Source organism: Leucobacter chromiireducens subsp. solipictus, from assembly GCF_016758195.1.
Classification (GTDB): domain Bacteria; phylum Actinomycetota; class Actinomycetes; order Actinomycetales; family Microbacteriaceae; genus Leucobacter; species Leucobacter solipictus.
This window is the reverse complement of record NZ_QYAC01000002.1, coordinates 303,044-327,742: the sequence shown is the minus strand read 5'-3', so window position 1 is coordinate 327,742 and position 24,699 is coordinate 303,044. Positions and strand designations below refer to the sequence as shown.

The 24,699-nt window shown below is 69.4% G+C and carries 21 protein-coding genes; 10 read left to right on the top strand and 11 right to left on the bottom strand.

Features of this window, described 5'->3' with window-relative positions:
• Positions 1-45: 45 nt before the first annotated feature.
• Together D3230_RS04930 and D3230_RS04925 are read right to left on the bottom strand one after the other, a co-directional pair.
• Entirely contained in the window at positions 46-678 is a 633-nt protein-coding gene (locus D3230_RS04930) for a class II aldolase/adducin family protein (RefSeq protein WP_202343898.1), read from the bottom strand.
• Between the two features lie 191 nt (positions 679-869).
• The gene (locus D3230_RS04925; RefSeq protein WP_202343897.1) at positions 870-1,586 is read right to left on the bottom strand and encodes a GntR family transcriptional regulator; all 717 of its coding nucleotides are present in this window, start codon (positions 1,584-1,586) and stop codon (positions 870-872) included.
• 176 nt (positions 1,587-1,762) lie between these two features.
• On the opposite strand from D3230_RS04925, the gene mtnA reads away from it, so the two are divergent.
• The 5 genes from mtnA (at position 1,763) to mtnK (ending at position 7,871) form a co-directional block, all read left to right on the top strand.
• Positions 1,763-2,800, top strand: a complete 1,038-nt coding sequence (gene mtnA / locus D3230_RS04920; RefSeq protein ID WP_202343896.1) for an S-methyl-5-thioribose-1-phosphate isomerase — start codon at positions 1,763-1,765, stop codon at positions 2,798-2,800.
• A 33-nt stretch (positions 2,801-2,833) separates the two neighbouring features.
• Positions 2,834-3,940 carry a substrate-binding domain-containing protein gene (locus D3230_RS04915; RefSeq protein WP_237466944.1) on the top strand — a complete coding sequence of 369 codons (1,107 nt, stop codon included), beginning with the start codon at positions 2,834-2,836 and terminating at the stop codon, positions 3,938-3,940.
• A gap of 69 nt (positions 3,941-4,009) precedes the next feature.
• Positions 4,010-5,536 carry a sugar ABC transporter ATP-binding protein gene (locus D3230_RS04910; RefSeq protein ID WP_202343894.1) on the top strand — a complete coding sequence of 509 codons (1,527 nt, stop codon included), beginning with the start codon at positions 4,010-4,012 and terminating at the stop codon, positions 5,534-5,536.
• 1 nt (position 5,537) lies between these two features.
• A complete protein-coding gene (locus D3230_RS04905) occupies positions 5,538-6,581 on the top strand; it encodes an ABC transporter permease (protein WP_202343893.1) in 1,044 nt (347 codons plus the stop codon).
• Between the two features lie 72 nt (positions 6,582-6,653).
• Positions 6,654-7,871: an S-methyl-5-thioribose kinase gene (gene mtnK, locus D3230_RS04900; RefSeq protein ID WP_202343892.1), complete on the top strand. Its 1,218-nt coding sequence runs from the start codon at positions 6,654-6,656 to the stop codon at positions 7,869-7,871.
• A 154-nt stretch (positions 7,872-8,025) separates the two neighbouring features.
• Here the strand turns inward: mtnK and tmk are convergent, their stop codons facing one another.
• From tmk to D3230_RS04885, 3 genes are all read right to left on the bottom strand, one after another.
• Positions 8,026-8,694, bottom strand: a complete 669-nt coding sequence (tmk, locus tag D3230_RS04895) for a dTMP kinase (protein ID WP_202344086.1) — start codon at positions 8,692-8,694, stop codon at positions 8,026-8,028.
• A 57-nt stretch (positions 8,695-8,751) separates the two neighbouring features.
• On the bottom strand, positions 8,752-11,607 hold the full coding sequence (topA, locus tag D3230_RS04890; RefSeq protein WP_202343891.1) for a type I DNA topoisomerase: 2,856 nt from the start codon (positions 11,605-11,607) through the stop codon (positions 8,752-8,754).
• A 192-nt stretch (positions 11,608-11,799) separates the two neighbouring features.
• Positions 11,800-12,510, bottom strand: coding sequence for a WYL domain-containing protein (locus tag D3230_RS04885; protein ID WP_202343890.1), 711 nt, complete (start codon positions 12,508-12,510; stop codon positions 11,800-11,802).
• Positions 12,511-12,589: 79 nt separating this feature from the next.
• Here D3230_RS04885 and D3230_RS16325 point away from each other — a divergent pair, with 79 nt between their 5' ends.
• Positions 12,590-13,573: an alpha/beta fold hydrolase gene (locus D3230_RS16325; protein ID WP_202343889.1), complete on the top strand. Its 984-nt coding sequence runs from the start codon at positions 12,590-12,592 to the stop codon at positions 13,571-13,573.
• Between the two features lie 54 nt (positions 13,574-13,627).
• On the opposite strand, the gene D3230_RS04875 is transcribed toward D3230_RS16325, so the two are convergent.
• The 5 genes from D3230_RS04875 to D3230_RS04855 all read right to left on the bottom strand — a co-directional run bounded on the left by D3230_RS04875 (position 13,628) and on the right by D3230_RS04855 (position 17,329).
• A complete protein-coding gene (locus D3230_RS04875; protein WP_202343888.1) occupies positions 13,628-14,416 on the bottom strand; it encodes a M23 family metallopeptidase in 789 nt (262 codons plus the stop codon).
• Positions 14,413-14,793, bottom strand: a complete 381-nt coding sequence (locus D3230_RS04870) for a pilus assembly protein (RefSeq protein WP_202343887.1) — start codon at positions 14,791-14,793, stop codon at positions 14,413-14,415. The genes D3230_RS04875 and D3230_RS04870 overlap by 4 nt, the downstream gene beginning before the upstream one ends.
• A gap of 13 nt (positions 14,794-14,806) precedes the next feature.
• Positions 14,807-15,082, bottom strand: a complete 276-nt coding sequence (locus D3230_RS04865; RefSeq protein ID WP_202343886.1) for a DUF4244 domain-containing protein — start codon at positions 15,080-15,082, stop codon at positions 14,807-14,809.
• 154 nt (positions 15,083-15,236) lie between these two features.
• Entirely contained in the window at positions 15,237-16,298 is a 1,062-nt protein-coding gene (locus tag D3230_RS04860) for a type II secretion system F family protein (protein WP_337249095.1), read from the bottom strand.
• Positions 16,299-16,360: 62 nt separating this feature from the next.
• Entirely contained in the window at positions 16,361-17,329 is a 969-nt protein-coding gene (locus D3230_RS04855; RefSeq protein WP_337249094.1) for a TadA family conjugal transfer-associated ATPase, read from the bottom strand.
• 605 nt (positions 17,330-17,934) lie between these two features.
• Between D3230_RS04855 and acs the strand changes: the two genes are divergently transcribed.
• The 4 genes from acs to D3230_RS04835 all read left to right on the top strand — a co-directional run bounded on the left by acs (position 17,935) and on the right by D3230_RS04835 (position 23,878).
• Positions 17,935-19,917 carry an acetate--CoA ligase gene (gene acs / locus D3230_RS04850; RefSeq protein WP_202343884.1) on the top strand — a complete coding sequence of 661 codons (1,983 nt, stop codon included), beginning with the start codon at positions 17,935-17,937 and terminating at the stop codon, positions 19,915-19,917.
• 185 nt (positions 19,918-20,102) lie between these two features.
• Entirely contained in the window at positions 20,103-21,833 is a 1,731-nt protein-coding gene (locus tag D3230_RS04845; protein WP_202343883.1) for an S-layer homology domain-containing protein, read from the top strand.
• Positions 21,834-21,942: 109 nt separating this feature from the next.
• Positions 21,943-23,112, top strand: a complete 1,170-nt coding sequence (locus D3230_RS04840) for a DNA cytosine methyltransferase (RefSeq protein WP_202343882.1) — start codon at positions 21,943-21,945, stop codon at positions 23,110-23,112.
• Positions 23,105-23,878 carry a GIY-YIG nuclease family protein gene (locus tag D3230_RS04835; protein WP_237466943.1) on the top strand — a complete coding sequence of 258 codons (774 nt, stop codon included), beginning with the start codon at positions 23,105-23,107 and terminating at the stop codon, positions 23,876-23,878. Before D3230_RS04840 ends, D3230_RS04835 begins: the two co-directional genes overlap by 8 nt.
• A gap of 344 nt (positions 23,879-24,222) precedes the next feature.
• On the opposite strand, the gene D3230_RS04830 is transcribed toward D3230_RS04835, so the two are convergent.
• Complete coding sequence (locus tag D3230_RS04830; protein WP_202343881.1) at positions 24,223-24,699, bottom strand: RidA family protein; 477 nt, start codon at positions 24,697-24,699, stop codon at positions 24,223-24,225.

The following is a 24,699-nucleotide window of genomic DNA, read 5'->3' as shown; positions in this document are numbered from 1 at the left end:
GCTGCTCACTTCCGTGATTCTCGTGCTCGCGGGGCCAGCGCCCGGCTAGGCGTGGTGCAGCGTGGGGAGGTGTTCCGCCGGGAACCTCGTCTCGGTGTCCCCCAGCTGCTGGGCGAGGAGCGTGGCTTTCGCCGCGTCTTCGAGATTCAGCGCCCGGCGATACGTCATTTCGAGCGTGTCCCCCACCACGGTGCACCCGTGGTGGCGCATCACCACGCAGTCATGCATCGCGAGCTCGGCGGCGGCGGTGTCCGCAAGTTCATCCGAACCGTTCGGATAGAACGGGGTGAGCCCCAGCGAGCGGACGTAGAACGCGTGGTCGAGGGTGAGCAGCCGGATCTCGATCCCGAGCGTCGCGAGGAGCACGGCGTGCTGGGGGTGCAGGTGGATGACGGTCGCGATATCGGGCCGGGCGGCATACGCGCGCTGGTGGAGCTTCCACTCGCTGGACGGCCGGGGGCATCCCGCCTCCACCGTCCCGTCGTGGCGCATCACGGTGAAGTCCTCCGGGGTCAGCCGATCCAGCCAGGTGCCGGATCCCGTCACGAGGAACCGGTCGGCGTCCAGGCGGGCGGAGAGGTTGCCGCCGCTGGCGAGCACCAGGCCCCGCCGCACCGCGTCCGCCCCCACCGCCGAGAGCTCGTGTGCCAGTTCGGTCGCTTCGTGCGTCAGTGCCATCAGCTGCGTTCCCCTCATCACACGCGCCCGGTCCTGGGCTGCTTCAGTGGTCTCCACGCCGCGGCGTGTGGCGCGGCGGGAAGTGATCACATTCTTGCGCCCGGGGAGGCTAGTTGTCAAACAACTAAGCGGAGGGAGGTGCAGATGTCACACAGACACGACCGCGGCACCGGCTCGCACAGGTACGCCAGCTACCCCGAGCGGCGGATCGTGAAGGCGTACCGGCCCTCGAGGAAATACGTCCGAGAGTACAGCAGCGGCCGATCCGAGCGGTCAAAGTGCACCTGGTCCAGGAGCACGTAGAGCGCGGAGCGGCCGGCGGGCGCATCCCAGCCGATGCGCTCCGACTGCACGGCGTGCACCTCGGCGACCGCGTGGTGCGGGTGCATGTCCCGCTGTTCGCGGAGATACGCGAAGAGCGATCCGACCACGGATTCGGGATCCGCCCCCGCGGGAAACACCCCGACCGGCATGAGGTCGTAGGAGTAGGCCACGACCTCGCCGTCCGCGAGGATCGTGCGCCGCAGCTCGAGCGCGTGCGCGTCGCCAGAAACTTGGAGTTTTTCGGCCTCATCAGGCAAAAGCGGCCGGAGTACCCGCCCCTTGTACACCATCCCAGGCTCGCGCCCGGTGTTGCGGATCGATTCCGTGATCGAGTCGAGCCGCTCGAGCCCGGCGGTCACGGCGGGACTCTCGGAGACAAACGATCCGACCCCGTGTTGCGTGCGCACGAGCGAGATCGTCTCGAGCTCGCGCAGGGCCGCCCGCACCGTGGGGCGCGAGACGCCGTATCGGCTCGCCAGTTGCGCCTCGGTGGGGAGCCGCTCGCCCTCCGAAAACTCGCCCCCGCGTATGGCGGCGCGGAGCCCATCGGCAACGAGTGCAACGCGCGATCCGGTCCTCGCCATTCACGGCCTCCTTTGTGTGCGGGCCACTACGCCCAGGAACATGCGCCCCCAGTCTATGGCACCCATGAATCTCAAATATCTGATCTCACTTGACAAGTTGTCAGTCAACCGATTAGCTTTCCAGCGACAGGTCGCATCACGCGAGAAGACACAGCCGTCGAAAGGATCGACAACACATGGTTCGCGCTATCGAGTGGGTTGACGCCGCCGCAGACTCCCACATCCGCCTGATCGACCAGACCAGACTCCCGAGCGAAGAGGTGACCCTCGAGATCTCGGCCGTCGAAGACCTCATCGCCGCCATCCAGTGCCTCGCGGTGCGCGGGGCCCCCGCCCTCGGTGCCGCCGGCGGCTACGGGGTCGCCCTCGCCCTGCTCGAGGCGGAGCGTAAGGGCTGGGACGCCGAGACCCTCACCGCCACGATCGACGCCATCGCCAACGCCCGCCCCACCGCGGTCAACCTCGCGTGGGGCGCGAACCGCGTCGCCACCGTGCGCGCGGATGGATTCGAGCGGACCCTCGCCGAGGCACACGCGATCGCTGCGGAGGACGAGCAGTCCAACCGCGAGCTCTCCCGCCTCGGCGCCGACTGGCTGCTCGCCCGCGTCGGCGACCGCCCGCTGCGCGCCGTCACCCACTGCAACACCGGGGCGCTTGCGACCACCGCCTGGGGCACCGCGTACGGGATCCTGCACGAGCTCCACAACCGCGGCAAGCTCGAGCTCGTCTACGTCGACGAGACCCGCCCGCTGCTGCAGGGCACGCGCCTGACCAGCTGGGAACTGCACCAGGACGGCATCCCCCACCTCGTCGAGGTCGACGGCGCCGCCTCCAGCACGATCCTTCGCGGCCTCGTGGACTTCGCCGTGATCGGCGCGGACCGCATCACCGCCAACGGCGACACGGCGAACAAGGTCGGTTCCGTCGCATTGGCGCTCGCCTGCGAGCGGCGCGGGATCCCGTTTGTCGTCGCGGCCCCGTATTCCACGATCGACGAGGCCACCGCGACCGGTGACGAGATCGAGATCGAGGAGCGCGGCGACGAGGAGGTGCTCGCGTTTGGCGGCGTCAGCGTGGCGACCCCCGGCGTGCGCGCGTTCAACCCCGCGTTTGACGTCACCCCGAACGATCTCATCTCCGCAATCGTCACCGAGCGCGGCGTCGTCGAACCGAAGGTCGACGCGCAGCCCCTGTTCGGCTCCTCCGCGCTGTAACCGCAGCACCCCACCTCCTCCGAAAGGAACGCAATGATGCGAAAGACCACCACGGCGGCGCTCGGCGCCGCGGCCATCCTCGCGCTCGGCCTCGCCGGGTGCACCCAGGGCGCGCCCGCCGAATCGGCCGGCGCGGGATCGAGCGAGTCGGGCAAGGTCGCCGAGGCGAGCGCCCCCGCTCCCGCACCGTTTGACCAGGACGGCGTGAAGATCGCGATCGTGCAGCAGTCGGGCCAGGGCGATTACTTCCAGCAGTATCTCAACGGCACCCGCCAGCAGGCGGACGCGCTCGGGGTCGAGCTGTCGGTGTTCGACGCGCAGGGCGACAATGCGACGCAGGCCACCCAGCTCGACCAGGCGATCGCCTCCGGCGTCTCCGGGATCATCGTGCGCCACGGCCTCCCCGACACCCTCTGCGCCGGCGTGAACAAGGCCATCGACGCGGGGATCGTCGTCGCGGTCTACGACGTCGAGATCCAGCAGTGCGCTCCCGAGTCCGTGCAGACCCAGCAGTCCGACGCGCTGATGGCGTCGCTGGTGCTGGACCAGATGGCCAAGGACATCGGCACGGACGCCCAGGTGGGCTACGTCAACTACGACGGGATCGCCCCGCTGGACCGCCGCGATGTGGTCTGGCAGCAGTACGTGAAGGATCAGGGCTGGGATCAGAAGTTCAAGACCGGCAACTTCACGAACTCTTCGGCGACGGACTCGGCCCCGATGGTGACCGCGGCCGTGCAGGCGAACGCCGAGATCACGGCGATCTACTCCCCCTACGACGAGTTTGCCAAGGGCACGCTGACGGGCCTCGACCAGGTTCCCGGCACCGAGGACATCCTCGTCTACGGTGCCGATATCTCGACCGCTGACATCGAGCTCATGACCGCCGAGGGCAGCCGCTGGACCGCGACCGGCGCGACCGACCCGAACGCGATCGGCGCGGCCGTGATGCGCACCCTCGCACTGCAGATGGCCGGCGAGCTCGAGAAGTCGACGGTGGAGTTCCCGCCGGTCCTTGTCACGCAGGAGATGCTGCGTGAGAAGAAGATCACGAACATGGACGATCTGCGCGCCGCGCAGCCGGAGCTCAACATCTCCGAGGTCTCGGGTTCCGACTGGATCCCGGTCGTCTCCTTCTAACCCTTCTGTGGGGGCCCGGGCCGGGCCCCCACCCGCTGACGTTTACCCCATCCCGAGGAGATTGCACACATGCATTCGACGGACACCTCGCAGGCTCCCGCGCTGCGCCTCGTCGGCCTGACGAAGAACTTCGGTGCCAACCGGGTTCTCAAGGGCGTCGAGCTCGACCTGTTCCCGGGGAGCGTGACCGCGCTGCTCGGGGCCAACGGTGCGGGCAAGTCCACGCTGATCAAGATCCTCGCGGGGGTGCACGCGCCGACCGGCGGTGAACTGCGCCTGTCCGGATCCCCCGTCGACTTCGACTCTCCGATGGCCGCGGCCCGCGCCGGTGTCCGCACGGTGCACCAGCGCATCGATGACGCCATCGTCCCCGGCCTCAGCGTCGCCGAGAACCTCCTCTTCGAGGAGATCGCGCTGAAGGAGGTCCGCCCCGTCGCCTCGCTCCGCTCGCTGCTGCCGCGCGCGCGGGAGATCGCCGCGACCCTGGATCTGGGCTGGGACGACGCGTTCCTCCGCCAGGACGTGCACGAGCTGGGGATCGCCGACTGCCAGATGCTGCTCCTCGCCCGTGCGCTGTCGACCACGCCGCAGGTGCTGATCCTCGACGAGCCCACCTCGACGCTGTCCCAGAGCGAAGCGGAGCGGCTCTTCGCGCTCGTCACGAAGCTCCGCGATCGGGGCGTCGCGATCCTGTACGTCTCGCACCGGTTGAGCGAGATCAACGCGTTGGCGGATCGCCTTGCGGTGCTCCGCGACGGCCGGATCGTGAACGCCCAGCAGCTGCCCTTCGACCTGCAGGGTGCCGTAGCCGCGATGCTCGGCGAGGGCGTGCTCGCCGACGCCGCCGAGCTCGAGGAGCTGCGCGGCTCCGACACCGCGCTGACCGTGCGCGGCCTCCGGGTGCTCCCCGAGAGCGCGCCTGTGGACCTCGACGTCAAGTCCGGCGAGGTGACCGGGATCATCGGCCTGATCGGGGCCGGGAAAACGGAGCTCGCGGAGACCGTGTTCGGTGCGCGGAAGCTCACCGTCGGCGAGATGCGTCTCGACGACGCCCCGTTTGCACCGAAGAACCCAAAGCAGGCGATCGCACGCGGCGTCTACCTCGTTCCCGAGGATCGCGCGGCCCAGGGCATGCTCCCCGGCTGGTCCGTGATGCGGACGCTCTCGCTCCCCTTCCTCACGGACTTCGTGCGTGGCGGGATCCTGCAGCCCGGCCGCGAACGCGCGGCCGGCACCCACGCGATCGACCGCTTCTCGGTCGTCACGACGGGCCCCGAGCAGTCGCTCGACGCGCTGTCCGGCGGCAACCAGCAGAAGGTCATGGTGGCCCGGTGGATGCAGCGCTCCCCGCGCGTGCTGCTCCTCGACGAACCGTTCCGCGGCGTCGACATCGGAGCGCGCCGCGTCATCTCCCAGCGCGCCCGCGAACAGGCCGCCGAGGGTACCGCCGTCGTCATGATCTGCAGTGACGTCGACGAGATCCGCGAAATGGCGGATCGCATCATCGTCATGGTCGAGGGCTGCATCACGCTCGACGGCCGGGCCGCAGACATCAGCAACGAACAGATCATCAACAGCATGACGGAGGTGGCCTGAGATGGCCGATACGACAGCAATCCCAGCACCCGTGCGGATCTCCGCCGGGGACCGCATCCGTGACATCGTCGTCAAATACGGCTTCCTCGCCGTGACCGTCATCGCGTTCGCGTTCTTCGCCATCACCGAGCCGGCCTTCGCCACGACGAACTCGATGTTCTCGATGCTGAAGTTCGCCTCCGTCACCGCGATCCTCGGCCTCGGCGTCATGTTCAGCATGATCGTCGGCGGACTCGACCTCTCGATCGGTTCCGTCGCGGGGCTCAGCGTGCAGCTCGCCGCGATGACGATGGTGTTCTACAACCTGACCGCGGGCATGGCGATCACCTTCGTGCTCATCGCGGGGCTCGCCGTTGGCCTCCTCAACGCCTTCCTCATCGTGGTGTGCAAGATCCCCGACCTGCTCGCGACCCTCGGCATGATGTTCGTGATCCAGGGGGCCAAGATGATCCCCGTCTCCGGCCAGTCGGTCTCCTCGGGAATGACGCTGCCGAACGGCTCCCAGGCCCCCGGCAAGTTCGATCCCGCGTTCCTGCTCATCGACCGCGGCACGGTGGGTCCCGTGCCCATCCCGGTCATCGTCATGCTCGTCCTGGTGACGGCCTGCTGGTTCATCCTCACGAAGACGTCGTGGGGCCGGATCCTGTACGCGATCGGCGCGAACCCTGAGGCGGCCCGCCTCTCCGGGATCCGCGTCGGCTTCCACCGCGGTGCCGCCTACGTCGTCTCCTCGCTCTTCGCCTCCGTCGCCGGCATCATCCTGGTGGCGCGGATCGGGCAGGGCGACGTGAACGCCGGCGCGTCAAGCCTGCTCGAAGCCGTCGCGGTCGCCCTGGTCGGCACCTCGGTGCTGGGACTCAACAAGCCCAACGCCTGGGGTACGCTGCTGGGCGCGGTCCTCGTGGTCATCGTCCTCACCGGCATGACCATGATGGGCTTCGAGTACTACTACCAGGACACCGCGAAGGGGCTCGTCGTGATCGTCGCACTCCTCTTCTCCTTTACGCTCTCGCGCAAGAAGGCCCGGTACACGCCTGCCACGTGATCGTGCGGCCGCCCACAGCATCGTGGGCGGCCGCACGCCCCCGGACCCGCTCTCTTTCTGAAAGGCCACCCCATGTCTCACGAGTACACCTTCCTCGACGCCGACAACATCGCCGAGTACCTTCGCTCGCGCCCCGAGACGCACGATCGCATCGACGCGGATCGCATCGCCTCGATCCGCGAGATCGGCGACGGCAACCTCAACCTCGTCTTCCACATCCTCGATGCGGACGATCGGGGCATCATCCTGAAGCAGGCCCTCCCCTACGTCCGGATGACGGGTGCCGGCTGGCCCATGACGCCGGAGCGCGCCGCGCGCGAGGCGGACTCCCTGCAGACCCACCACGCGCTCACCCCCGAGCTTGTCGTCGACGTGATCCTCTACGATCCGGAGCGGTACATCCTCGCGCTGGAGGATCTGTCGGATTACGCCGTGTGGCGTGACGCACTCAACCGTTCGGAACGGCACGAGGACGTGGCGCGCCGCCTGGGCGAGTACGTCGCGGCGCTCGCGGTGGGCACCTCAATCCTGGGGCAGGATCGGCAGCTCGTCGCGCAGCGGATCGCCGAGACGCAAAACCCGGAGCTGTGCACCATCACCGAGGACCTCGTCTTCACCGAGCCGGTGTTCGACACGGGCCGCAACGAGGTGCTGCCCGAGAACGCCGCGGACGCCGCCGATCTGGCCGCCGATCCGGCGTTTGCCGCGGCAATGGCCGAGGCGAAGTGGCGGTTCATGACCCAGGCTGAGGCGCTGATCCACGGCGACCTGCACACGGGATCCGTCATGGTGCGCGGTGCCGAGGGGGCCGTCGCCGAGTCCGTGAAGGTGTTCGACTCCGAGTTCGCGTTCTACGGCCCGATCGCGTTCGACCTGGGCGCGCTGTTTGCCAACTATAGCTTCGCGTCCGCGCGGGCGACCGCGCTCGGCGAGCACGAGCGGGCCGCCTGGGCGCTCTCGCTCGTGGCGGAGACCTGGGACGCATTCGAACGCGAGTTCCTCGCGCGCGCAGAGACCTGGCAGGAGACGCAGCTGTTCGGCTCCGCCTTTGCACGCCAGCGGCTCGACCGGATCCGCCGCGAGGCGTTCCTGTTTGCGTCGGCGAAGATGGCGCGGCGCATCGTCGGTGCCGCCAAGGTGCGCGACATCGAGTCGCTCGAGCCCGCGCTGCGGGCGCCCGCGGCCCGGTCGGTGCTTGCCGCCGCCCGCGCCCTTGCCGCGAGCTGGGACAGCGTGCAGGACATCGCGGAGTTCGCGCGAACCGTGGGCGCGGAACTGCTCCGCGCGTAACCACGTGCCGCCGCGTGCGGCGCGCAACACAGGCCGGGGTGCGGGCAGGCACCCCTCGAAACCACCACACCCTCGGGGTGAAGATCAGACGATGGGGATCGGCTCTTCACTCCGAGGGTGTGGTGTTTCCCCGCGCTGAACGTCGGACCGGACGCTATGCCTGCGGACTGCCCTGCCCCGCGTCGAAGACGGGGCCGCCGTCCCACCCGGTCATGGCGGCAACGCGGCGGGTGATCTCGATGTGGAGCTCCGTGAATGGGCGAGCCGCGTCGAGAACGAGATAGCGGTCGGGCTCCGCCGCGGCAAGGGCGAGGAACCCGTCGCGCACGGCACGATGGAACGCGTCCGCTTCGGCCTCGAGCCGGTCGGCCGCGCCGCCACGCGCTGCGCGGCGCTCGGCCGCGACCCCGGGCTCGATGTCGAGCAGCACGGTGAGATCGGGCCACAGCCCGCCCACGGCCCACGCGCTGAGCTGGCGCACCTCCGCGACGTCGAGGACGCGGCCGGCCCCCTGATAGGCGAGGGACGAGTCGATGTAGCGATCCTGCACCACCGCCGCGCCGCGGGCCAGCGCCGGGCGCACCACCTGCGCCACGTGCTGGGCGCGGTCTGCGGCGTAGAGCAGGGCTTCCGCGCGCGGGTCGACGGCACCAATCTCGTCGCCGCCGTGCAGCAGGATCCGGCGCACCTCGACTCCCAGCGGCGTGCCGCCGGGCTCGCGCGTGCGCACCACTTCCCGGCCCTGCGCAACGCACCAGGCCCCGAGCAGCTCGGCTTGCGTGGTCTTCCCCGCCCCGTCGCCGCCCTCAAAGGTGATGAACATCCCCGGTGAGGGCGACGCGGGTGCCGGAGCCACGTCTGGCGTGTCGCGCACGCGCGGCTACTCCGTGGCAGCCGCCGCGGCCGCAGCCTCGGCAGCGGCCTTGTTCGCGGCGCGAGTGGCGGCGGCCTTCTTCGCGGCCGCTGAGCGCGCAGGATCCACGGCGGTGTCGCCCGCGGCCTTCTTCGCGGCGGGCTTCTTCGCTGCAGCTTTCTTCGCAGCGGGTTTCTTCGCGGCAGGTTTCTTCGCAGCGGCCTTTTTCGCGGGGGCCTTCTTCTTCGCCGGGCCCTTCGCACGCTTGATCGCGAGCAGCTCGATCGCGCGCTCGAACGTGATGTCTTCGACGCTGTCGCCGCGCGGGATCGTCGCGTTCGTCTCACCATCGGTCACGTACGGCCCGAAGCGCCCGTCACGGACCTTCACCGGCTTGCCGCTGACCGGGTCGGCGTCGAACTCCTTCAGCGCGCTCGACGCCTTGCGGGCCCCGTACTTGGGCTGTGCGAACAGCTCCTGGGCGCCGGCGAGGTCGATCGTGAAGATCGCGTCCTCGCTCGTGAGCGAGCGGGTGTCCGTGCCCTTCTTCAGGTACGGGCCGTAGCGACCGTTCTGCGCGGTGATCTCGGTTCCCGTCTCGGGGTCGGTGCCGACCACGCGCGGCAGATCCAGCAGCGCGACCGCCTGATCCAGCTCGATCGTCGCGGGATCCATGCTCTTGAACAGCGAGGCCGTACGGGGCTTCTGCCCCTTCGGGAGTTCCTCGCCCTCGTCGAGCAGCTCGGTGACGTAGGGGCCGAAACGCCCGTTCTTCGCCACGATCTGCTTGCCCGTGCTCGGGTGCGTGCCGACCACACGGTCTTCCGCGGGCTCGGCGTCCGCGAGCTCGTGCGCCTTCGCGACCGTGAGTTCGTCGGGTGCGAGGCCGTCGGGGATGTTCACGGAGCGCGGCTTCAGCTCGCCGTTCTCGTCAACCTCGCTCTTCTCGTCGTACACCTCGAGGTAGGGGCCGTACTTTCCGTTGCGAAGCGAGATCTCATCATCGATCCGGATCGTGTTGATCGCGCGTGCGTCGATCTCGCCGAGGTTGTCGACCACGCCACGCAGGCCCGGATGGGAGTCGCTGCCGAAGTAGAACTCGCCAAGCCACTTCCCGCGATCGGCGTCGCCTGCGGCGATCCGGTCGAGATCGTTCTCCATTTCGGCGGTGAAGTCGTAGTTCACGAGCGCGCTGAAGTGTTCCTCCAGCAGGCGCACCACGGAGAACGCGATCCAACTCGGGACCAGCGCCTGCCCCTTCTTGGTCACGTAGCCGCGATCCATGATGGTGCTGATGATCGCCGCGTAGGTCGAGGGTCGGCCAATGCCGAGCTCCTCGAGGCGCTTGGTCAGGCTCGCCTCGGTGTAGCGGGGCGGCGGGCTCGTCTCGTGGCCCTTGGCCTCGGGATCCACCACGTCGAGTCGCTGCTCGGCCGTCAGCTGCGGCAGGGACACGTTCTGCTCCGCGTCGCCCCGCTTCTCGTCGCGGCCCTCTTCGTAGGCGAGGAGGAAGCCGGGGAAGGTGATGACGGTGCCGCTCGCGGTGAACTCGGCCTGCGTCGGTGCCGGGCGATCCGCCTCGGTCACCGAAACTTCCAGGGTGACCGTATCGGTCGAGCCCTTCGCGTCAGCCATCTGGCTCGCGACGGTTCGCTTCCAGATCAGCTCGTACAGCGCGTGCTCACCCTGGGTGAGCTTGCCCTTCAGCGCGGTCGGGCGCTGGAACGTGTCACCGGCGGGGCGGATGGCCTCGTGCGCCTCCTGCGCACCCTTCGCCTTGCCCGTGTACACGCGCGGCTTCTCGGGGAGCGTTTGCGCGCCATACAGATCCGCGGCCTGCGAGCGCGCCGCCTGGATCGCCTGCTGCGACAGCGTGGGCGAATCGGTACGCATATAGGTGATGTAGCCGTTCTCGTAGAGCGACTGCGCGTAGGACATGGTCTGGCGCGAGCTATAGCGCAGCTTGCGCGAGGCTTCCTGCTGCAGCGTCGACGTCGTGAACGGGGCGGCGGGGCGGCGGGTGTGCGGCTTCGTCTCGACCGAGCGCACGGTGGCCTGGGCATTCGGGGTCAGCAGCGCGGCGAGGCGCTCGGCGCGCTCCTGCGCGAGCGGCACCGCGCCGGCCTTCTCGGCCTTCGCGGTGAGCTTGCCGTCGTCACCGAAGTCGCCGCCCGTGGCGAGGCGCTGGCCGTCGAGGCGCACGAGGCGCGCGGCGAACGCGGTCGGATCGGCGGCGTCCGCGGCCGGGCGGAACGTTGCGGAGAGGTCCCAGTACTCGGCGGCGGTGAACGCCTGGCGCTCACGCTCCCGGTCCACGACCAGGCGGGTGGCGGCCGACTGCACGCGACCCGCCGACAGCTTCGGAGCGACCTTGCGCCACAGCACGGGCGAGATGTCGTAGCCGTAGAGCCGGTCCAGGATGCGTCGCGTCTCCTGCGCGTCAACGAGCGCGGTGTCGAGGTCGCGCGTGTTCTGCTTGGCCTGCTCGATGGCTTCCTTCGTGATCTCGTGGAAGACCATCCGGCGCACGGGAACCTTGGGCTTGAGAACTTCCAGGAGGTGCCACGCGATGGCTTCACCTTCCCGGTCCTCATCGGTTGCGAGCAGGAGTTCGTCGGCGCCCTTGAGCGCACGCTTCAGCTCGGTGACCGTTTTCTTCTTGTTGTCGTTCACGACGTAGTACGGCGCGAAGTTGTTCTCGACATCGACCGCGAAGCGCCCAAACGGGCCCTTCTTCAGCTCGGCGGGGAGCTCCGACGGTTCCGCGAGGTCGCGGACGTGTCCGACGGAGGCGATGACCTCATAGTCATCACCCAAATACGCGCCAATGGTCTTTGCCTTGGTCGGTGACTCGACGATCACCAGTTTCTTCGTACCCGCCACGGGGTCTCCTTCGTTGCTTCGAGCTGTCGGCGAGCGCACTCGCCCGGCCTCTCAGGGTCTGCTCCGAAACGATACACAGTGTCGCGTGGGAATCCACCATGTCATGCGGGTTCCCCCGATACTGCGGGGCCCCACCCTCGATTCGGCTTGCCGTACTCCTCTCTATTATGGGGCCCTCGTCCGCCTGCGCGTTCATCGGCCGTTTCGCGCACCGTCCCCGTCCACGGGGCTGGCGTTCACCGGAGGCTCACCCACCTCCGCCACGGTGTGCCCGCTGCAGGCTGTTCCGGTGACCGTGGCCCGCGCGATCCGCGACACGGCAAACCAGCGCATGGCATCTCGCAGCCGGCACCAGGCAATCAGGTACCACTGACCGTGCGTGGAGGCGAACAGTACGGGCTCGACGTCTCGCGCCGTGGCCGCGCCGTCCTGGGCGGTGTACCGGATCCGCACCACCCGTTGCTCGGCCATGGCCTGTTCGAGCGCCGAGCGGACCGCGCGCGAGGGCGGCAGCGGCGCATCGACCCAGACGCGCTGCGCGAGCTCTCGCGTCTGGGCGCGTGTGACGGGATCGAGCACGTCCAGGATCTTCTGCACGCCGGCCGCGGCGAGATCGCTGTATGGCGCGTCCGGCGCGGCGGAGACTGCAGCGAGCAGCGCGACGGCCTGCGCCGGGGACAGTGTCACCGGGGGCAGCGTCGTCGCCTCGGCGAGCCCGTAGCCGCCGCCCGGGCCGGGGCGTGACCAGAGCGCGGCACCGCTCTGCGCGAGCGAGGCGAGGTCTCGCTTCACAGTGCGCACGGACACGTCGAACTCGCGCGCAAGCCGCTCGGCGGTGACCCCGCGTGTCCCGCTGCGGCGCAGCATCTCCGACAGCGCGTGCAACCGCTCAGCGCGTTTCACCGGACGCTCGTCATGACGTGGATATTCATGCCATAAATAGTGACATACCGCTGTCCTCCAGCGCTGCGAGGGTGTGAGCATGACCACGCACACGCAGACACCGGCGCACACGCACACACCAGCACCAGCACCAGCACCAGCACCAGCACAGGCACAGGCACAGGCACAGGCACACACGCCATCACCAACAGCAACAGCAGCGCCAGCGCCAGCACCAGCACCAGCACCAGCACCGACACTCACACGCGCCCCGGTCCTCATCCTGATCGGCGGTCACTGGCTGGGCGATTGGGCCTGGGACGACGTCCTCGCCGCGTTGCCAGCTGGGGCAGAAACTGCGGCGGCTCGGGCAACGGCTGCGGACGCAGCTCCGGCGGCACCGACAGCGCAGGCAGCACCAGCTGCGCAGGCAGCACCGGCAGCGCAGGCAGCACCGACTGCGATCGCGATGACGCTGCCCGGCTTCGACCCGGCGGACTCACTCCGCACGACGCGAAGCCTTGAGGATCAGGCCAGGGCCATCCTTGCGCTGATGTCGGGATACGGCGATCGACCCGTCGTGCTCGTGGCCCACAGCGGTGCCAATGGCCCCGTCAGCATGGTGCTCGATCGCCATCCCGAGCGCGTCGCACGCATGGTGTGGCTGGATTCCGGTCCGGTGGCCCCCGGCACCGTCTTCGCCCCGGATTTCTCGGAGATTGAGTCGGAGTCTCCGCTTCCCCCGTTCGAGACGCTCGCGCAGCACGCAAGCCTCGAGGGGCTGCGGCCCGCGGTGCTCGATCGGTTCCGAACGCGCGCAGTCCCGGTGCCCGGGCCGGTGCTGCGGCAACCAGTGTCCTTGCACAACGACGCCCGCCGAGATGTTCCGACCACGCTGATCTGTTGCTCGCTCCCGAGCGCGCAGGTGCGCGAGCTGGCGTTGGCAGGGCACCCGATGTTCGCCGAGACCGCGCAGCTGACGCGCGCCGAGTTTCTCGACCTGCCCACAGGGCACTGGCCGATGTGGAGCGAACCGGAACGACTCGCCCAGCTCCTCCGGGCAGAAGCGGCGCGGCTCGGTTGACATCGCGGCACCGGCGCGGGCGCGGCGGGACGGAGACTGTGCGAACCAGCGCGGTCACGGGGACCCCAGGAAGTCGAACGGGTTGAGGTCCGGGAAGGCGTTGGTGGGGCTCGTCGCCAGGGTGAAATGGGAGTGCGGCCCGGAGGTGCAGCCGCTCATTCCCGCGACTGCGAGCGGCTGCCCCGCCGCGACCCCGACGCCCGGGACGATGCCCAGCGCGGCCGACGACCCCGGAGCGACGTGGTTGTGGGAGCTGTACACGGGACCCGCCGGCCGATCGTGGCGCACGATGACGGTGAAGTTTGGGCCACGCCACCAATCGGGATTCACGCGGCACGCCTCCGGGAGGCTGGCCTCGTCCGACCCGGCGAACACCACGACCCCGCGAGCCGGGGCGGTGAGCTGCGCCCCGGCGGGCACGGCGAGGTCGATGGCCAGGCCGTCGTGGAGCCCCTGCGACACCGCACGGACCGCCGCCGGCCACACCCACCCGTCCTCCGCCGGATCGCCGCCCTGAGCCGGCAGGCCGGGCGGGGCTGCCCGGGCAGCGGCGTGGGCACGCATCGGCGGGAGGCCCACTGCGACCCGTACCCGAGCTTCCCCGCGCTGAGCGGCCAGCTCGCACTCCCGCAGTTCTCCCCCGGCCGCAGCCACCACTTCGGCGGCGAGCGCACAGGGTTCGCCCTCGACCCAGCCGGTCAGGGCGTCGGCTGCGGCGAGCGCCGCGGCGTCGGCCGCAGCGGCGGCACGGTGGGTGCTTTCGAGGTGCGCGGCTGCGGCCACGACGGGCAACCCGAGCAGGACCGCGGCCACCGCTACCGCGCCCGTGCTGGTGGCGCTCATGAAGCGAGTCCCGTTCGCACGGCGCAGGATTCGGCATGGATCGTGATCGCCCGCAGTAAGCCGCCCATCGGTGTCGCACTGAGTTCGATGCAGTGCAGCGATCCGGCTTCTCGCCGCCCCACCCCGGTCGGGTCCGGGACCCGGCCGAGTGCGGCCTCGGCCTCCGCCGTGTCTCCGCGCGCCTCGAAGCGGGCTATCTCCGCGGACAGCGACACGAGGGCGATGCGTTGGGCCGCAAGTGTGATCGCCCCGATAACGAGCCCCAGGACTGCCACGACGACGGGGAGCACGATCGCGAACTCCGCGGTCACCGCGCCCCGATCGCCGCGCAGCCCGGCGAGACGTGCGGCGATCGGGGGTGCAGCCCCAGGGGTCATCGTGACGCTCCGATCACGATCCGGCCCCGAGCGCGTTCTCGACGAGTTGCACGAGCATTGCTCGGATCTCGGCAGACTGCATGATCGCCACGAGCAGCCCGGCAAACGCGACAGCGGCCAGGATCACGATGGCGTACTCGGCGGTGACGGCGCCGCGTTCTTCGGTGCCGAGTCTGGCGGCCGAGGCCCGGAGGGAACGCCTCGCGGAGCGACCCCAGCGCCGCAGCGGGCTCGGGGGCGCTGGAGCGCGATTGGGGCGCTCGGGGACCAGTGTGAGGTGTGAGTGCATGAGGGTTCCTTTCTCGTCGGGAGCCACCGGCGGGTGCCGGTGGGATCAATCGTGCGGCGAGCGCGACCCCCGGAGGGGCACCGCGTGGACTCTGTGGAGAACCGGCCTCAGTTCCCCGCGAATCCCAGCCTGTGGACAACTCCGTCGCGCCCGTTCACACGCCGCCGACCATGGCGAGCACGACGGGAGCCACCCCGAGCGCAATAAAGGCGGGCAGCACACAGAGCCCGAGCGGCACCAGCACCACCACCGCGAGCCGTTCTGCGGCCTGTTCCTGCGCGGTGTGCGACCGCGCGCGAGCGCCGTCGGCTTCCTCGAGTAGCAGGGGCCGCAGGGCAACCCCGGTCGCGGTGGCGGTGACGACCGTGCGCGAGAGCGGAGCGTCGTCTCGGAACCGTTGCAGTGGCACCCAGCTCGCTCCGAAGCTATCCACGGCGTCGACCACGCGCACGCGCGCCCCGGCGGGTGCCACCCCACCGCCGGTTGCGATCCAGAGCAGCTCGTACTCGATCCCGTCGACGCGGTCCGCACGTTCCACACGCCGTCGCAGTGCGCCCGCCCACGCAACCCCAGTCCAAAGCAAGAGCACCCCGGCCAGACCGAGCACGGCACCGGGGCCCGTGAACAGCATCGCGAACGGGTCGAACCCGAGCAACGCCCCGAGCCCGAAGGTGCCCACGGGGAGGGCGGCGACGAGGCGAACGGTGGCCCGTGGGCCTGACAAGAGCACGGCACGCCGCTCACTCAGGCGTTCCAGCGCGTGTAACGCGCCGCCGATGCGATCGAGCGCGGGTGCGAGCGGCGCACCACTCTGCGCGGCAAGCCGCCAGGCGACCGCGAGCACCCGCCACGGTGGATGGTCTTCTGCGGCGAGCGCCTCGGGGATCTGCAGCCCCGCCGAGACCCGAGCGGCCACACGGGGAAGTGCGGCGGTTTCCGCCGCAGCCCGGGCACGCGATTTCTCGCGACGCCCCTGCCTGGGCCGCGTGTGCGCGGGCGGTGCGCGATCATCGGTCCCCGGCGCTCGGAGGTGCGTTGCCCCGCGGGTGGGGCTCTCTTCGGCGAGCACGGTGATCGCACGCTCCGCGGTGACCCCGCCCCGAAGCAACGCCGCCGCTCGCACGGCGAGTTCCCCGGCCGCGGCTGTCTCCGATGTGACGGCCCCGGCCAGGCGGTTGCCGGACCCCCGATCGCGAGCTGGCCACCGATCACGCACGGACCCCCGATCGCGCACGGACCCCCGATCGCGCGCTGACTGCCGATCGGGCGCGCGCCGATTCAGCACTGCCCGACCTCGATCGCGAGCCCGTGTCTCCCGTCATGTCGAAGCCGCCCGACCCCGGTGATTCGCGGCAGCCCGGCCACGCGACTCAGGTGAACGACCAGGTCGAGCCCGGCCGCGGCCTGCCGTCCGAGCGCGGCGGGCCCCATGCCTGCGAGCGCTCCCAGGGCTTCGAGCCTGGCCGGCACCTCGGCGAGGCTGCTCGCGTGGAGCGTCCCCGCGCCCCCATCGTGCCCAGTATTGAACGCGGTGAAGAGCGTTGCGATCTCCGGGCCTCGGCACTCGCCGAGCACCACGCGATCGGGTCGCATGCGCAGCGCCTCACGCAGGAGTTCGCCCACCCCCACCTCGCCGACGCCTTCGGAGCTGGCCTGCCGCCCTTCGAGTGCGACCACGTGAGGGTGTTGCAGCCGCGGCTCGGCCAGATCCTCGATGGTGACGATCCGCTCGTGCGGGGCCGCGAGGTCCATGAGCGCGGCGAGCAGCGTCGTCTTGCCGGTTCCCGTGCCCCCGGTAATGAGCAGGTTCTTCCGCGCGCGGACCACCGCTCGAAGCCGCGCGGCGGTGTCTTCCCGGCACAGCCCGCTCGCGACAAGTTCGGGGAACCCCAACGGTTCGAGCCGGGGCACCCGGATCGACACCGAGGTGCCCGCCACGGCGACGGGCGGGAGGACGGCGTGCACCCGGATCCCGTCCCCCAGGCGGACGTCCGCGGCGGGAACGAGTTCGTCGAGGTGACGCCCGCCCGCCGCGACCAGGGACGTGGCGAGCTGGTGCACCGCGTGGGGTGTGGCCTGCCATCCCGGGACCCACTGAGTCTGTCCACCGCGGTCAAGCCAGAGCGTGCCGGTTCCGTCTCGCACCTGGACGAGCAGGTCGCGGAGCTCGGGATCGTCCAGGACGGGCAACAGGCCGCCGAGCGCCCGCCGCGCCGCCAGCGGAAGCTGTGCGGTTCGCGAACCCACCGGGGCCGGAGGCACCGCGCGGCTCGGCACCGGAGGCGGAGGGACCCCGTGCGCACCCCAGACGTGATCCGGCACGTGCGTGCGTTGCGGCACCGCACCGCTGCCTGGCACGGCACCGCTGCCCGGCACAGCACCGCTGCCCGGCACGGCACCGCTGCCTGGGGCGATGCCACGCGGACCCGACGCTCCGGATTCGCGCCCGGCCGTCACCGACCGCACCTCGGTTACGGCGTGTGGCTCGTCGGAAAAATGCAGTACCCGCTGCAGCGACGCCGGCCCCGGGGGCGCATCGGGGAACGAGTCCGGTCCGGCATGCAGCGCGCCCGGGGACGCCCGACTCGATCGTGCCGTTCGTGGTCTCAGGCGGGCTCGAGGTTTCGATGAGTGCGTCATGCGGCCATCCCAGCGTGTCCCTGCGCTGCCCGGGGCGCTGGGTGCCGAACTGTGGATAACCCTCGGAGCAGTCTCCTCCGCCGCAGGATGTGCACCGGGCGTCATCTCGGTGGGAATCCGCCCCGGTCGCGGTATACCCTGGTGGTGCACTTGGCGCTCCGAGCACCCGTCACTCGGCAGCGTCCCACCCAAGAACACGGATAAGGGCGTCCATGACTGACCAGCACGGCACCATTGAAAGCCATCCCCTGCAGCACGCCGGAGGCACGGAAAGCTACCCGCCGAGCGCGCAGTTCCGCGAACAAGCGAACCTCACCGACCCGTCGGTCTACTGGCGCGCGGCCGAGGATCCCGAACAGTACTGGGCCGAGGAGGCACAGCACCTCAGCTGGACGAAGCCGTTCACCGAGATCCTCGACTGGACCAACCCGCCGTTCGCGAAATGGTTCGCCGACGGTGAGCTGAACGTGTCCGCGAACTGCCTCGACCGGCACGTCGCCGCGGGGCTCGGCGACCGCGTTGCAATCCACTTCGAGGGCGAGCCCGGCGATACCCGCACCATCACCTACGCGGAACTCACCCACGAGGTCAAGCGCGCCGCGAACCTGCTCACCAGTCTCGGCGTGACGCAGGGCGATCGCGTCGCGATCTACATGCCGATGATCCCGGAAACCGCGATCGCGATGCTCGCCGTCGCACGCCTGGGCGCCGCGCACTCGGTCATCTTCGGCGGATTCAGCGCGGACAGCCTGCGGAGCCGGATCGATGACGCCGCGGCGAAGGTCGTCATCACCGCGGACGGCGGGTACCGGAAGGGCCGGGTCTCGGCGTTGAAGCCGACCGTCGACGACGCGCTCGCGCTGCACGGCGGCGGAAGCTCCGTCGAAAAGGTGCTCGTGGTGCAGCGCACCGAGAACGAGATCGAGATGGAGGCCGGCCGCGACCTGTGGTGGCACGAGGAGATCACCGCCTTCGACGGCGAGCACACGGCCCAGGGTTTCCCGGCGGAGAACCCGCTGTTCATTCTCTACACCTCCGGCACCACGGGTACCCCGAAGGGCATCTTGCACACCTCCGGCGGCTACCTCACCCAGGTCAGCACCACGCACCGCAATGTGTTCGATCTGAAGGCTGACACCGATGTCTACTGGTGCACCGCGGACATCGGGTGGATCACCGGCCACAGCTACGTGGTCTACGGCCCGCTCGCCAACGGCGCGACCCAGGTCATGTACGAGGGCACCCCGGAGACCCCGGACTGGGGCCGCTGGTGGAGCATCATCCAGAAGTACGGCGTGACGATCTTCTACACCGCGCCCACCGCGATTCGCGCGTGCATGAAAATGGGCCGGCAGATTCCCGAGCAGTACGACCTGTCAAGTGTCCGTCTCCTGGGTTCGGTGGGCGAGCCCATCAACCCCGAGGCGTGGCGCTGGTACCGCGAGGTCATCGGCGCGGGCGTCGCCCCGATCGTCGACACCTGGTGGCAGACCGAGACCGGCGCGCTCATGATCTCTCCACTGCCCGGCATCACGCAGCTCAAGCCCGGCAGCGCTCAGGTCCCCCTGCCCGGCATCTCCGCGGCCGTGGTCGACGAGGAGGGGAACCCGGTCGAGCGCGGCCAGGGCGGCCTGCTCGTGATCCAGCGTCCGTGGCCGTCGATGGTCCGCGGGATCTGGGGCGATCCGGATCGTTTCGTGGACACGTACTGGTCCAAGTTCGGCGATCAGTACTTCGCCGGTGACGGGGCGCGCCTCGACGAGGACGGCGATGTCTGGTTGCTCGGCCGCGTCGACGACGTCATGAACGTGTCGGGGCACCGGCTGTCGACCGCGGAGATCGAGTCCGCGCTCGTCGAACACCACGCCGTCGCCGAGTCCGCGGTGGTCGGCGCAGACGACGAGACCACCGGCCAGGCCGTCGTCGCGTTCGTGATCCTCAAATCGCAGCAGACCATCCTCTCGGTCGAGGACGCGGAGGTCGAACTCAAGAAGCACGTCGCCGGGCAGATCGGCGCGATCGCCCGCCCGCGCCAGGTGTTCATCGTGAACGAGCTCCCGAAGACCCGATCCGGCAAGATCGTGCGGCGGATCCTGAAGGATCTGGCCGAGGGCCGGGAAATCGGCGATACGACCACGCTCGCGGACACAATGGTGATGTCCACGATCCAGTCGAAGATCACGGGCGGCAAGTAGCCAAGAAACACCCCTACCTTTCGCCGGGATCCGCACCTGAGGGGTGCCGGATCCCGGCGAACGACTGTTCGGACTTGTCCGGAAACGCGAGAACCACCCAGAATTCGATCCGCCTCGTCCTAGGCTTTTTCTCATTCAGCAGACGTGTGTAACCCGCCGCACTGCCTCATGGAGAAAGGCCTCTGATGACGAATTCGAAGCGCGTTTCCGCGCTCATGATCGGGAGCACGATCGCGCTCCTCCTCGGCTCCGCGGTGCCCGCGGCGGCCACGGTGCCCGGACCCTCACCCGAGGGACCCGGCGTGACTCCGGAGCTGCTCGTTCCTCCGGCCGAGGATCCCGCGGCCTCGCCCACCGGTGATGAGCCGGGGCCCGCCCAGGATCTTCCGAGTACTGCCGGGGATGAGGCCGATCCGGCCGCCCCCGCCGTTCCCACCACGCCGGCACCCGACTCCGCAGAGGGATCCCCGGCCGCGCCGTCGGTGAACGACCCGCTACCGCCCGACGATGGGCGCGCAGACGAATCCCTCGCGCCGGCTCCGGGCGCAGGCGGCCCGGTGAGCAACGCGGTGCCTGGCGCCCAGCCGGCCACACTGCCCGCGAACCGCACGGTGGGCGGGACCCTCACCTTCCCATCAGACTTCCCCGCGTCGCTCAAGAGCACGATTACCGTGCAGGCGCGCTGGGTGAATAACACCTGGCCGCACCCCCAGGAGAAGGACTGCGGCGGGATGGACATGCACCGCGGCAGCTTCAACACCACGACACACGAGTGGAGCATCACGGGGCTCGGTGACTGCATCTACACCGTCTGGGTGTCAGTCCCCCCATCCCCCACAACGAACAACTGGTACTGGGAACTCTTGTGGGATCCTCGGACGCAGCGCGATACACAGGTCGACCTGCGTGCGGGCAACCGTACCGGACTGACACACACGGTTCAGAACCGCGGAAGCGTCGTGCTGAAGAACCTCCTCGTCGCGACAAAAACACGCGACTTCGAAGACGTGCATCAGTTCCGCGCCATCAACATGGCGACGGGAAAAGAAGTGACACCTGAGCTCGTTCGGAACGGAGTATCACAGTATCGGGAGCCAGCGAACGGCTACCTCTACACGGCCGCGGACTACGCGGGAGCGGCGCTGCCCCCCGGCACGTACAAACTGGGCATCGTCGACCCCGCCACCAAGCTGAAGCTCTGGTACGACGGTTCCAAGGGCGGCACCACCAACGCGCAGCGAGCGAAAACCCTCACGGTGAAGGCGTTCTGGGGTGAGGAGTTGCAGTTGCCGGGCAAGGCTTACTTTGAGTTTGATTTCCAGAAACTCGCACACTCGGGCAACGCGTTCGCCGATGTCCCGAAGAGCCACAAGTTCTACACAGACATCTCCTGGCTCGCCGATCGCAAGATCACGACCGGCGTGAAGCAGCCGAACGGCACCGTGAAGTTCCTGCCGAAGCAGAGCGTCACACGGGAGGCCATGATCGCGTTTCTGTACCGCGCAAACGGGGTGAAGAACTACCGCCCGAAGGGCGCCTCGCCATTCATCGATGTCCGCCCCGGCGACCAGTTCTACACGCAGATCATGTGGGCCTACGACACCGGGGTGACCACGGGAACGAAACTCCCCAATGGGCAGCGCCGATTCGCCCCGAAGGACTCGATCACCCGTGAAGCCATGGCCGCGTTCATGTACCGGCAATACGCTTCCCAGATCCCGGTGGGAACGGCATCGACTCGATTCGCCGACGTGCCCGGCAGCCACAAGTTTGCTCGGGAAATCCGGTGGATGGCGTCGAACAACATCACCACGGGTACGCGGCAGGCGAATGGGAGCGTCCGTTTTGAGCCGAAGGGTGCCACGAGCCGCGAAGCCACGGCCGCGTTCCTGCACCGGGCCGAGCTGAAAAAATAGCCCCCTGATGTATGGGGCAGCTGGGGCCGGGTGCACGCCGATGCGCTCGGCCCCCAGTATCTCGGCCGCCCCGCCCGGTTTGTCAGTGGGTGTCGGTACCCTTATCTCTATGAAGAACGTCACCCCCATTCGCGCCGCGCGACCCAAAGTCCTGGAGTTTTTCGCGGGCATCGGGCTGGCACGAATGGGGCTCGAAGCGCAGGGGTTCCACGTGGCCTGGGCAAACGACTTCGAGCCCGATAAAAAGGCGCTCTACGACGCACAATTCGCCGAAACCGCGGACCACGCCTTCGCGCTCGGCGACATCGGACAGGTCGAAGCCGCGACGCTCCCCACGGACGCCGCGCTCGCGTGGGCGTCTTCGCCGTGCACGGACCTGTCCCTCGCGGGCACTCGAGCCGGGCTCGACGGCGCGCAATCGGGCACGTTCTGGCATTTCATCCGGTTGCTCGACGAACTCGGCGACGACCGCCCCGAGGTGGCTGTGCTCGAGAACGTCACGGGACTCGCCACCTCGCACGGCGGCGATGATCTGTCCGCCGCGATCCGGGCGTTCAACGATCTCGGGTACTCCGTGGACGTGCTCGCCCTCGATGCGCGGCGCTTCCTGCCGCAGTCTCGCCCCCGAATCTTCCTGGTCGCGGCGCAACATCCCCCCGAGGACGTGGCGGATCCGAACTCCGAGCTCCGGCCCGACTGGCTGCAGTGGGTGTTCAGCGACGACAGCCTGCGCACACACCGAGCCGCGCTCCCGGCACCCCCGGCCCCGCAACTGCAGGGTCTCGGCACCCTCATGGAAGCGATGCCGCTCGACGACGAACGGTGGTGGGACGAGGCGCGCACGGAGGCCTTCGTCGCGTCCCTCTCCCCGCTGCAACGCGACCGCGTCACGCAGTTGCGCCGCGAGTCCGGGGTCAAGTACCGCACCGCCTACCGGCGGACCCGCAACGGCGTTGCCGTGTGGGAGGTTCGCCCCGACGACATTTCCGGCTGCCTTCGCACCGCCCGCGGTGGATCCTCGAAGCAGGCCGTCGTTCGCCTCGGCAACAAACGTCTGCAGGTGCGCTGGATGACGCCGCGGGAGTACGCCCGTCTGATGGGTGCCGGGGACTTTAACCTCAGTGCGGCCCGGAACAACCAGGCGCTCTTCGGATTCGGGGACGCCGTCGCGGTGCCCGCGGTCTCCTGGCTGGCCGAGCACTACCTGCTTCCGCTCGTGACCGGACAGCTCGCCCCCGCGGCCCCCGCGCGGGCCACGCAGGCGGTGTCGCATGGCTAGTCGCGGCGTCGCGAGCTACAGCGAGGCCGACGGCGAAATCCCGAGCAAGCGGTCCATGCCGACCCGCTTCGTGCAGGGGTTTCGCGAGTTGCTCGCCGCCGCACTCAAAGAGGTCGACGCGGCGAGCGGCAAGAAGGTGGGCCAATGCATCGGCGTGTACGCGTTCTACGACTACGACGGCGAGCCGATCTACGTCGGCCAGACCTGGGAGAACTTCGGCACCCGCGTCGGGCGGCACCTCACCGGCCAGCGCTCAGACACGCTCGCCTACCGAATCCTCGACCCGTTCGAGGTCGCCGAGTTTGAGCTCTACCCCGTCGAGTACCTGCGCAACGATCCCGAGAAGAAGTCGAAGCTCGACGCGATCGAGTACTCCGTCTACCTCGACGCGATCGCGAATTCCAAACACCACGCGATCCTGAACGAGAAGATCCCGCCGCTGTCCACCCCCGTCCCGCTCCCCCGCGCGTACCGCTTCCCGCTCGTTCCCGAGGGGATGCGCGAGGACCGCGAGCACCCGGATGTGCGGATCGCGCGCCGCGCGGAAACGCTGTCCCGGCTCGCCGCCGTGGCGCACGAGCGCGGCGAAGTGTCCCCGGGGCTGCGCCGCGTGATCGTGATCCAGGCGCTCCGCCTCGCCGACCTCGCCGCCGCCCGGCTCGCCTACGCCGAGGGCCGCCGCCGCCCACCCGCCGACGCGATCGACGTGCAGGCGCTGGTCGGCAGCGTGACCGCGGAGTCGGTGGTCGTCTCCGACGAGGAGTAACGCGCGTTCCGATCCTCCCCTCTTGGGCCTCGTGTCCTCTGTGCGCTGGGCCTCGCGTCTTCGGACCTCGCGCCTGGGCCTCGCGCCCTGCGCTGGCCTCTCCGAACCGTCGAGACAACATGCTTTGGAGCTATATCGCGCACATAGGCCCCAAGTTCGTCCCCTCGGGGGTCGCAGTGCGCGGCGCGGACACGGCACGGCACGGACACGAACCTAGGTTCGACTTGGCGCGGCACGAACCTCTGGGGAGCACCCCAGACACGTCAGCGGGGGCGGATCCACTCGGATCCGCCCCCGCTGACGGGTACGGTGCAGAGCGCCGGAGCGCTCGGCACGAAGTCCCGCTAATCCTCGATCTTGAAGACGAACTCGATCTCCACGGGAGCGTCGAGCGGCAGCACGGCAACGCCCACGGCCGAACGCACGTGGATGCCGAGGTCGCCGAAGACGCGCCCCAGGAACATGGAGGCTCCGTTGGCCACGGCGGGCTGCCCCGTGAACGAGGGATCCGAGGCGACAAACGCAGTCACCTTGACGACCTGGGCGATGCGGTCGAGCGAGCCCACGACGCCACGGACCGCGGCGAGCGCGTTCAGCGCGCACAGCTGCGCGAGTTCTTCCGCGCGCTCCGGGCTGACGAGGCCTTCGCCCACGCCGACCTTGCCGGTCTCGGGCAGCGCGCCCTCGACGAACGGGAGCTGCCCGGCCGTGTAGACGTAGTTCCCGTCGCGGAGGGCGGGGACGTAGGCGGCAACCGCCGCGGGGACCTCGGGAACGGTGAGTCCGAGCTCGCTCAGGCGATCCTCAATCACAGACGACAT

Bases quoted from the DNA above. Each gene is read 5' to 3' on its own strand.
- D3230_RS04870 (WP_202343887.1), bottom strand. From the start codon at position 14,793: ATGACCCCTGGGGCTGCACCCCCGATCGCCGCACGTCTCGCCGGGCTG.
- D3230_RS04925 (WP_202343897.1), bottom strand. From the start codon at position 1,586: ATGGCGAGGACCGGATCGCGCGTTGCACTCGTTGCCGATGGGCTCCGC.
- D3230_RS04865 (WP_202343886.1), bottom strand. From the start codon at position 15,082: ATGCACTCACACCTCACACTGGTCCCCGAGCGCCCCAATCGCGCTCCA.
- tmk (WP_202344086.1), bottom strand. From the start codon at position 8,694: ATGTTCATCACCTTTGAGGGCGGCGACGGGGCGGGGAAGACCACGCAA.
- D3230_RS04930 (WP_202343898.1), bottom strand. From the start codon at position 678: ATGGCACTGACGCACGAAGCGACCGAACTGGCACACGAGCTCTCGGCG.
- D3230_RS04905 (WP_202343893.1), top strand. From the start codon at position 5,538: ATGGCCGATACGACAGCAATCCCAGCACCCGTGCGGATCTCCGCCGGG.
- D3230_RS04840 (WP_202343882.1), top strand. From the start codon at position 21,943: ATGAAGAACGTCACCCCCATTCGCGCCGCGCGACCCAAAGTCCTGGAG.
- mtnK (WP_202343892.1), top strand. From the start codon at position 6,654: ATGTCTCACGAGTACACCTTCCTCGACGCCGACAACATCGCCGAGTAC.
- D3230_RS04845 (WP_202343883.1), top strand. From the start codon at position 20,103: ATGACGAATTCGAAGCGCGTTTCCGCGCTCATGATCGGGAGCACGATC.
- D3230_RS04835 (WP_237466943.1), top strand. From the start codon at position 23,105: ATGGCTAGTCGCGGCGTCGCGAGCTACAGCGAGGCCGACGGCGAAATC.
- D3230_RS04915 (WP_237466944.1), top strand. From the start codon at position 2,834: ATGATGCGAAAGACCACCACGGCGGCGCTCGGCGCCGCGGCCATCCTC.
- acs (WP_202343884.1), top strand. From the start codon at position 17,935: ATGACTGACCAGCACGGCACCATTGAAAGCCATCCCCTGCAGCACGCC.
- D3230_RS16325 (WP_202343889.1), top strand. From the start codon at position 12,590: ATGACCACGCACACGCAGACACCGGCGCACACGCACACACCAGCACCA.
- D3230_RS04830 (WP_202343881.1), bottom strand. From the start codon at position 24,699: ATGTCGTCTGTGATTGAGGATCGCCTGAGCGAGCTCGGACTCACCGTT.
- D3230_RS04910 (WP_202343894.1), top strand. From the start codon at position 4,010: ATGCATTCGACGGACACCTCGCAGGCTCCCGCGCTGCGCCTCGTCGGC.
- mtnA (WP_202343896.1), top strand. From the start codon at position 1,763: ATGGTTCGCGCTATCGAGTGGGTTGACGCCGCCGCAGACTCCCACATC.
- D3230_RS04875 (WP_202343888.1), bottom strand. From the start codon at position 14,416: ATGAGCGCCACCAGCACGGGCGCGGTAGCGGTGGCCGCGGTCCTGCTC.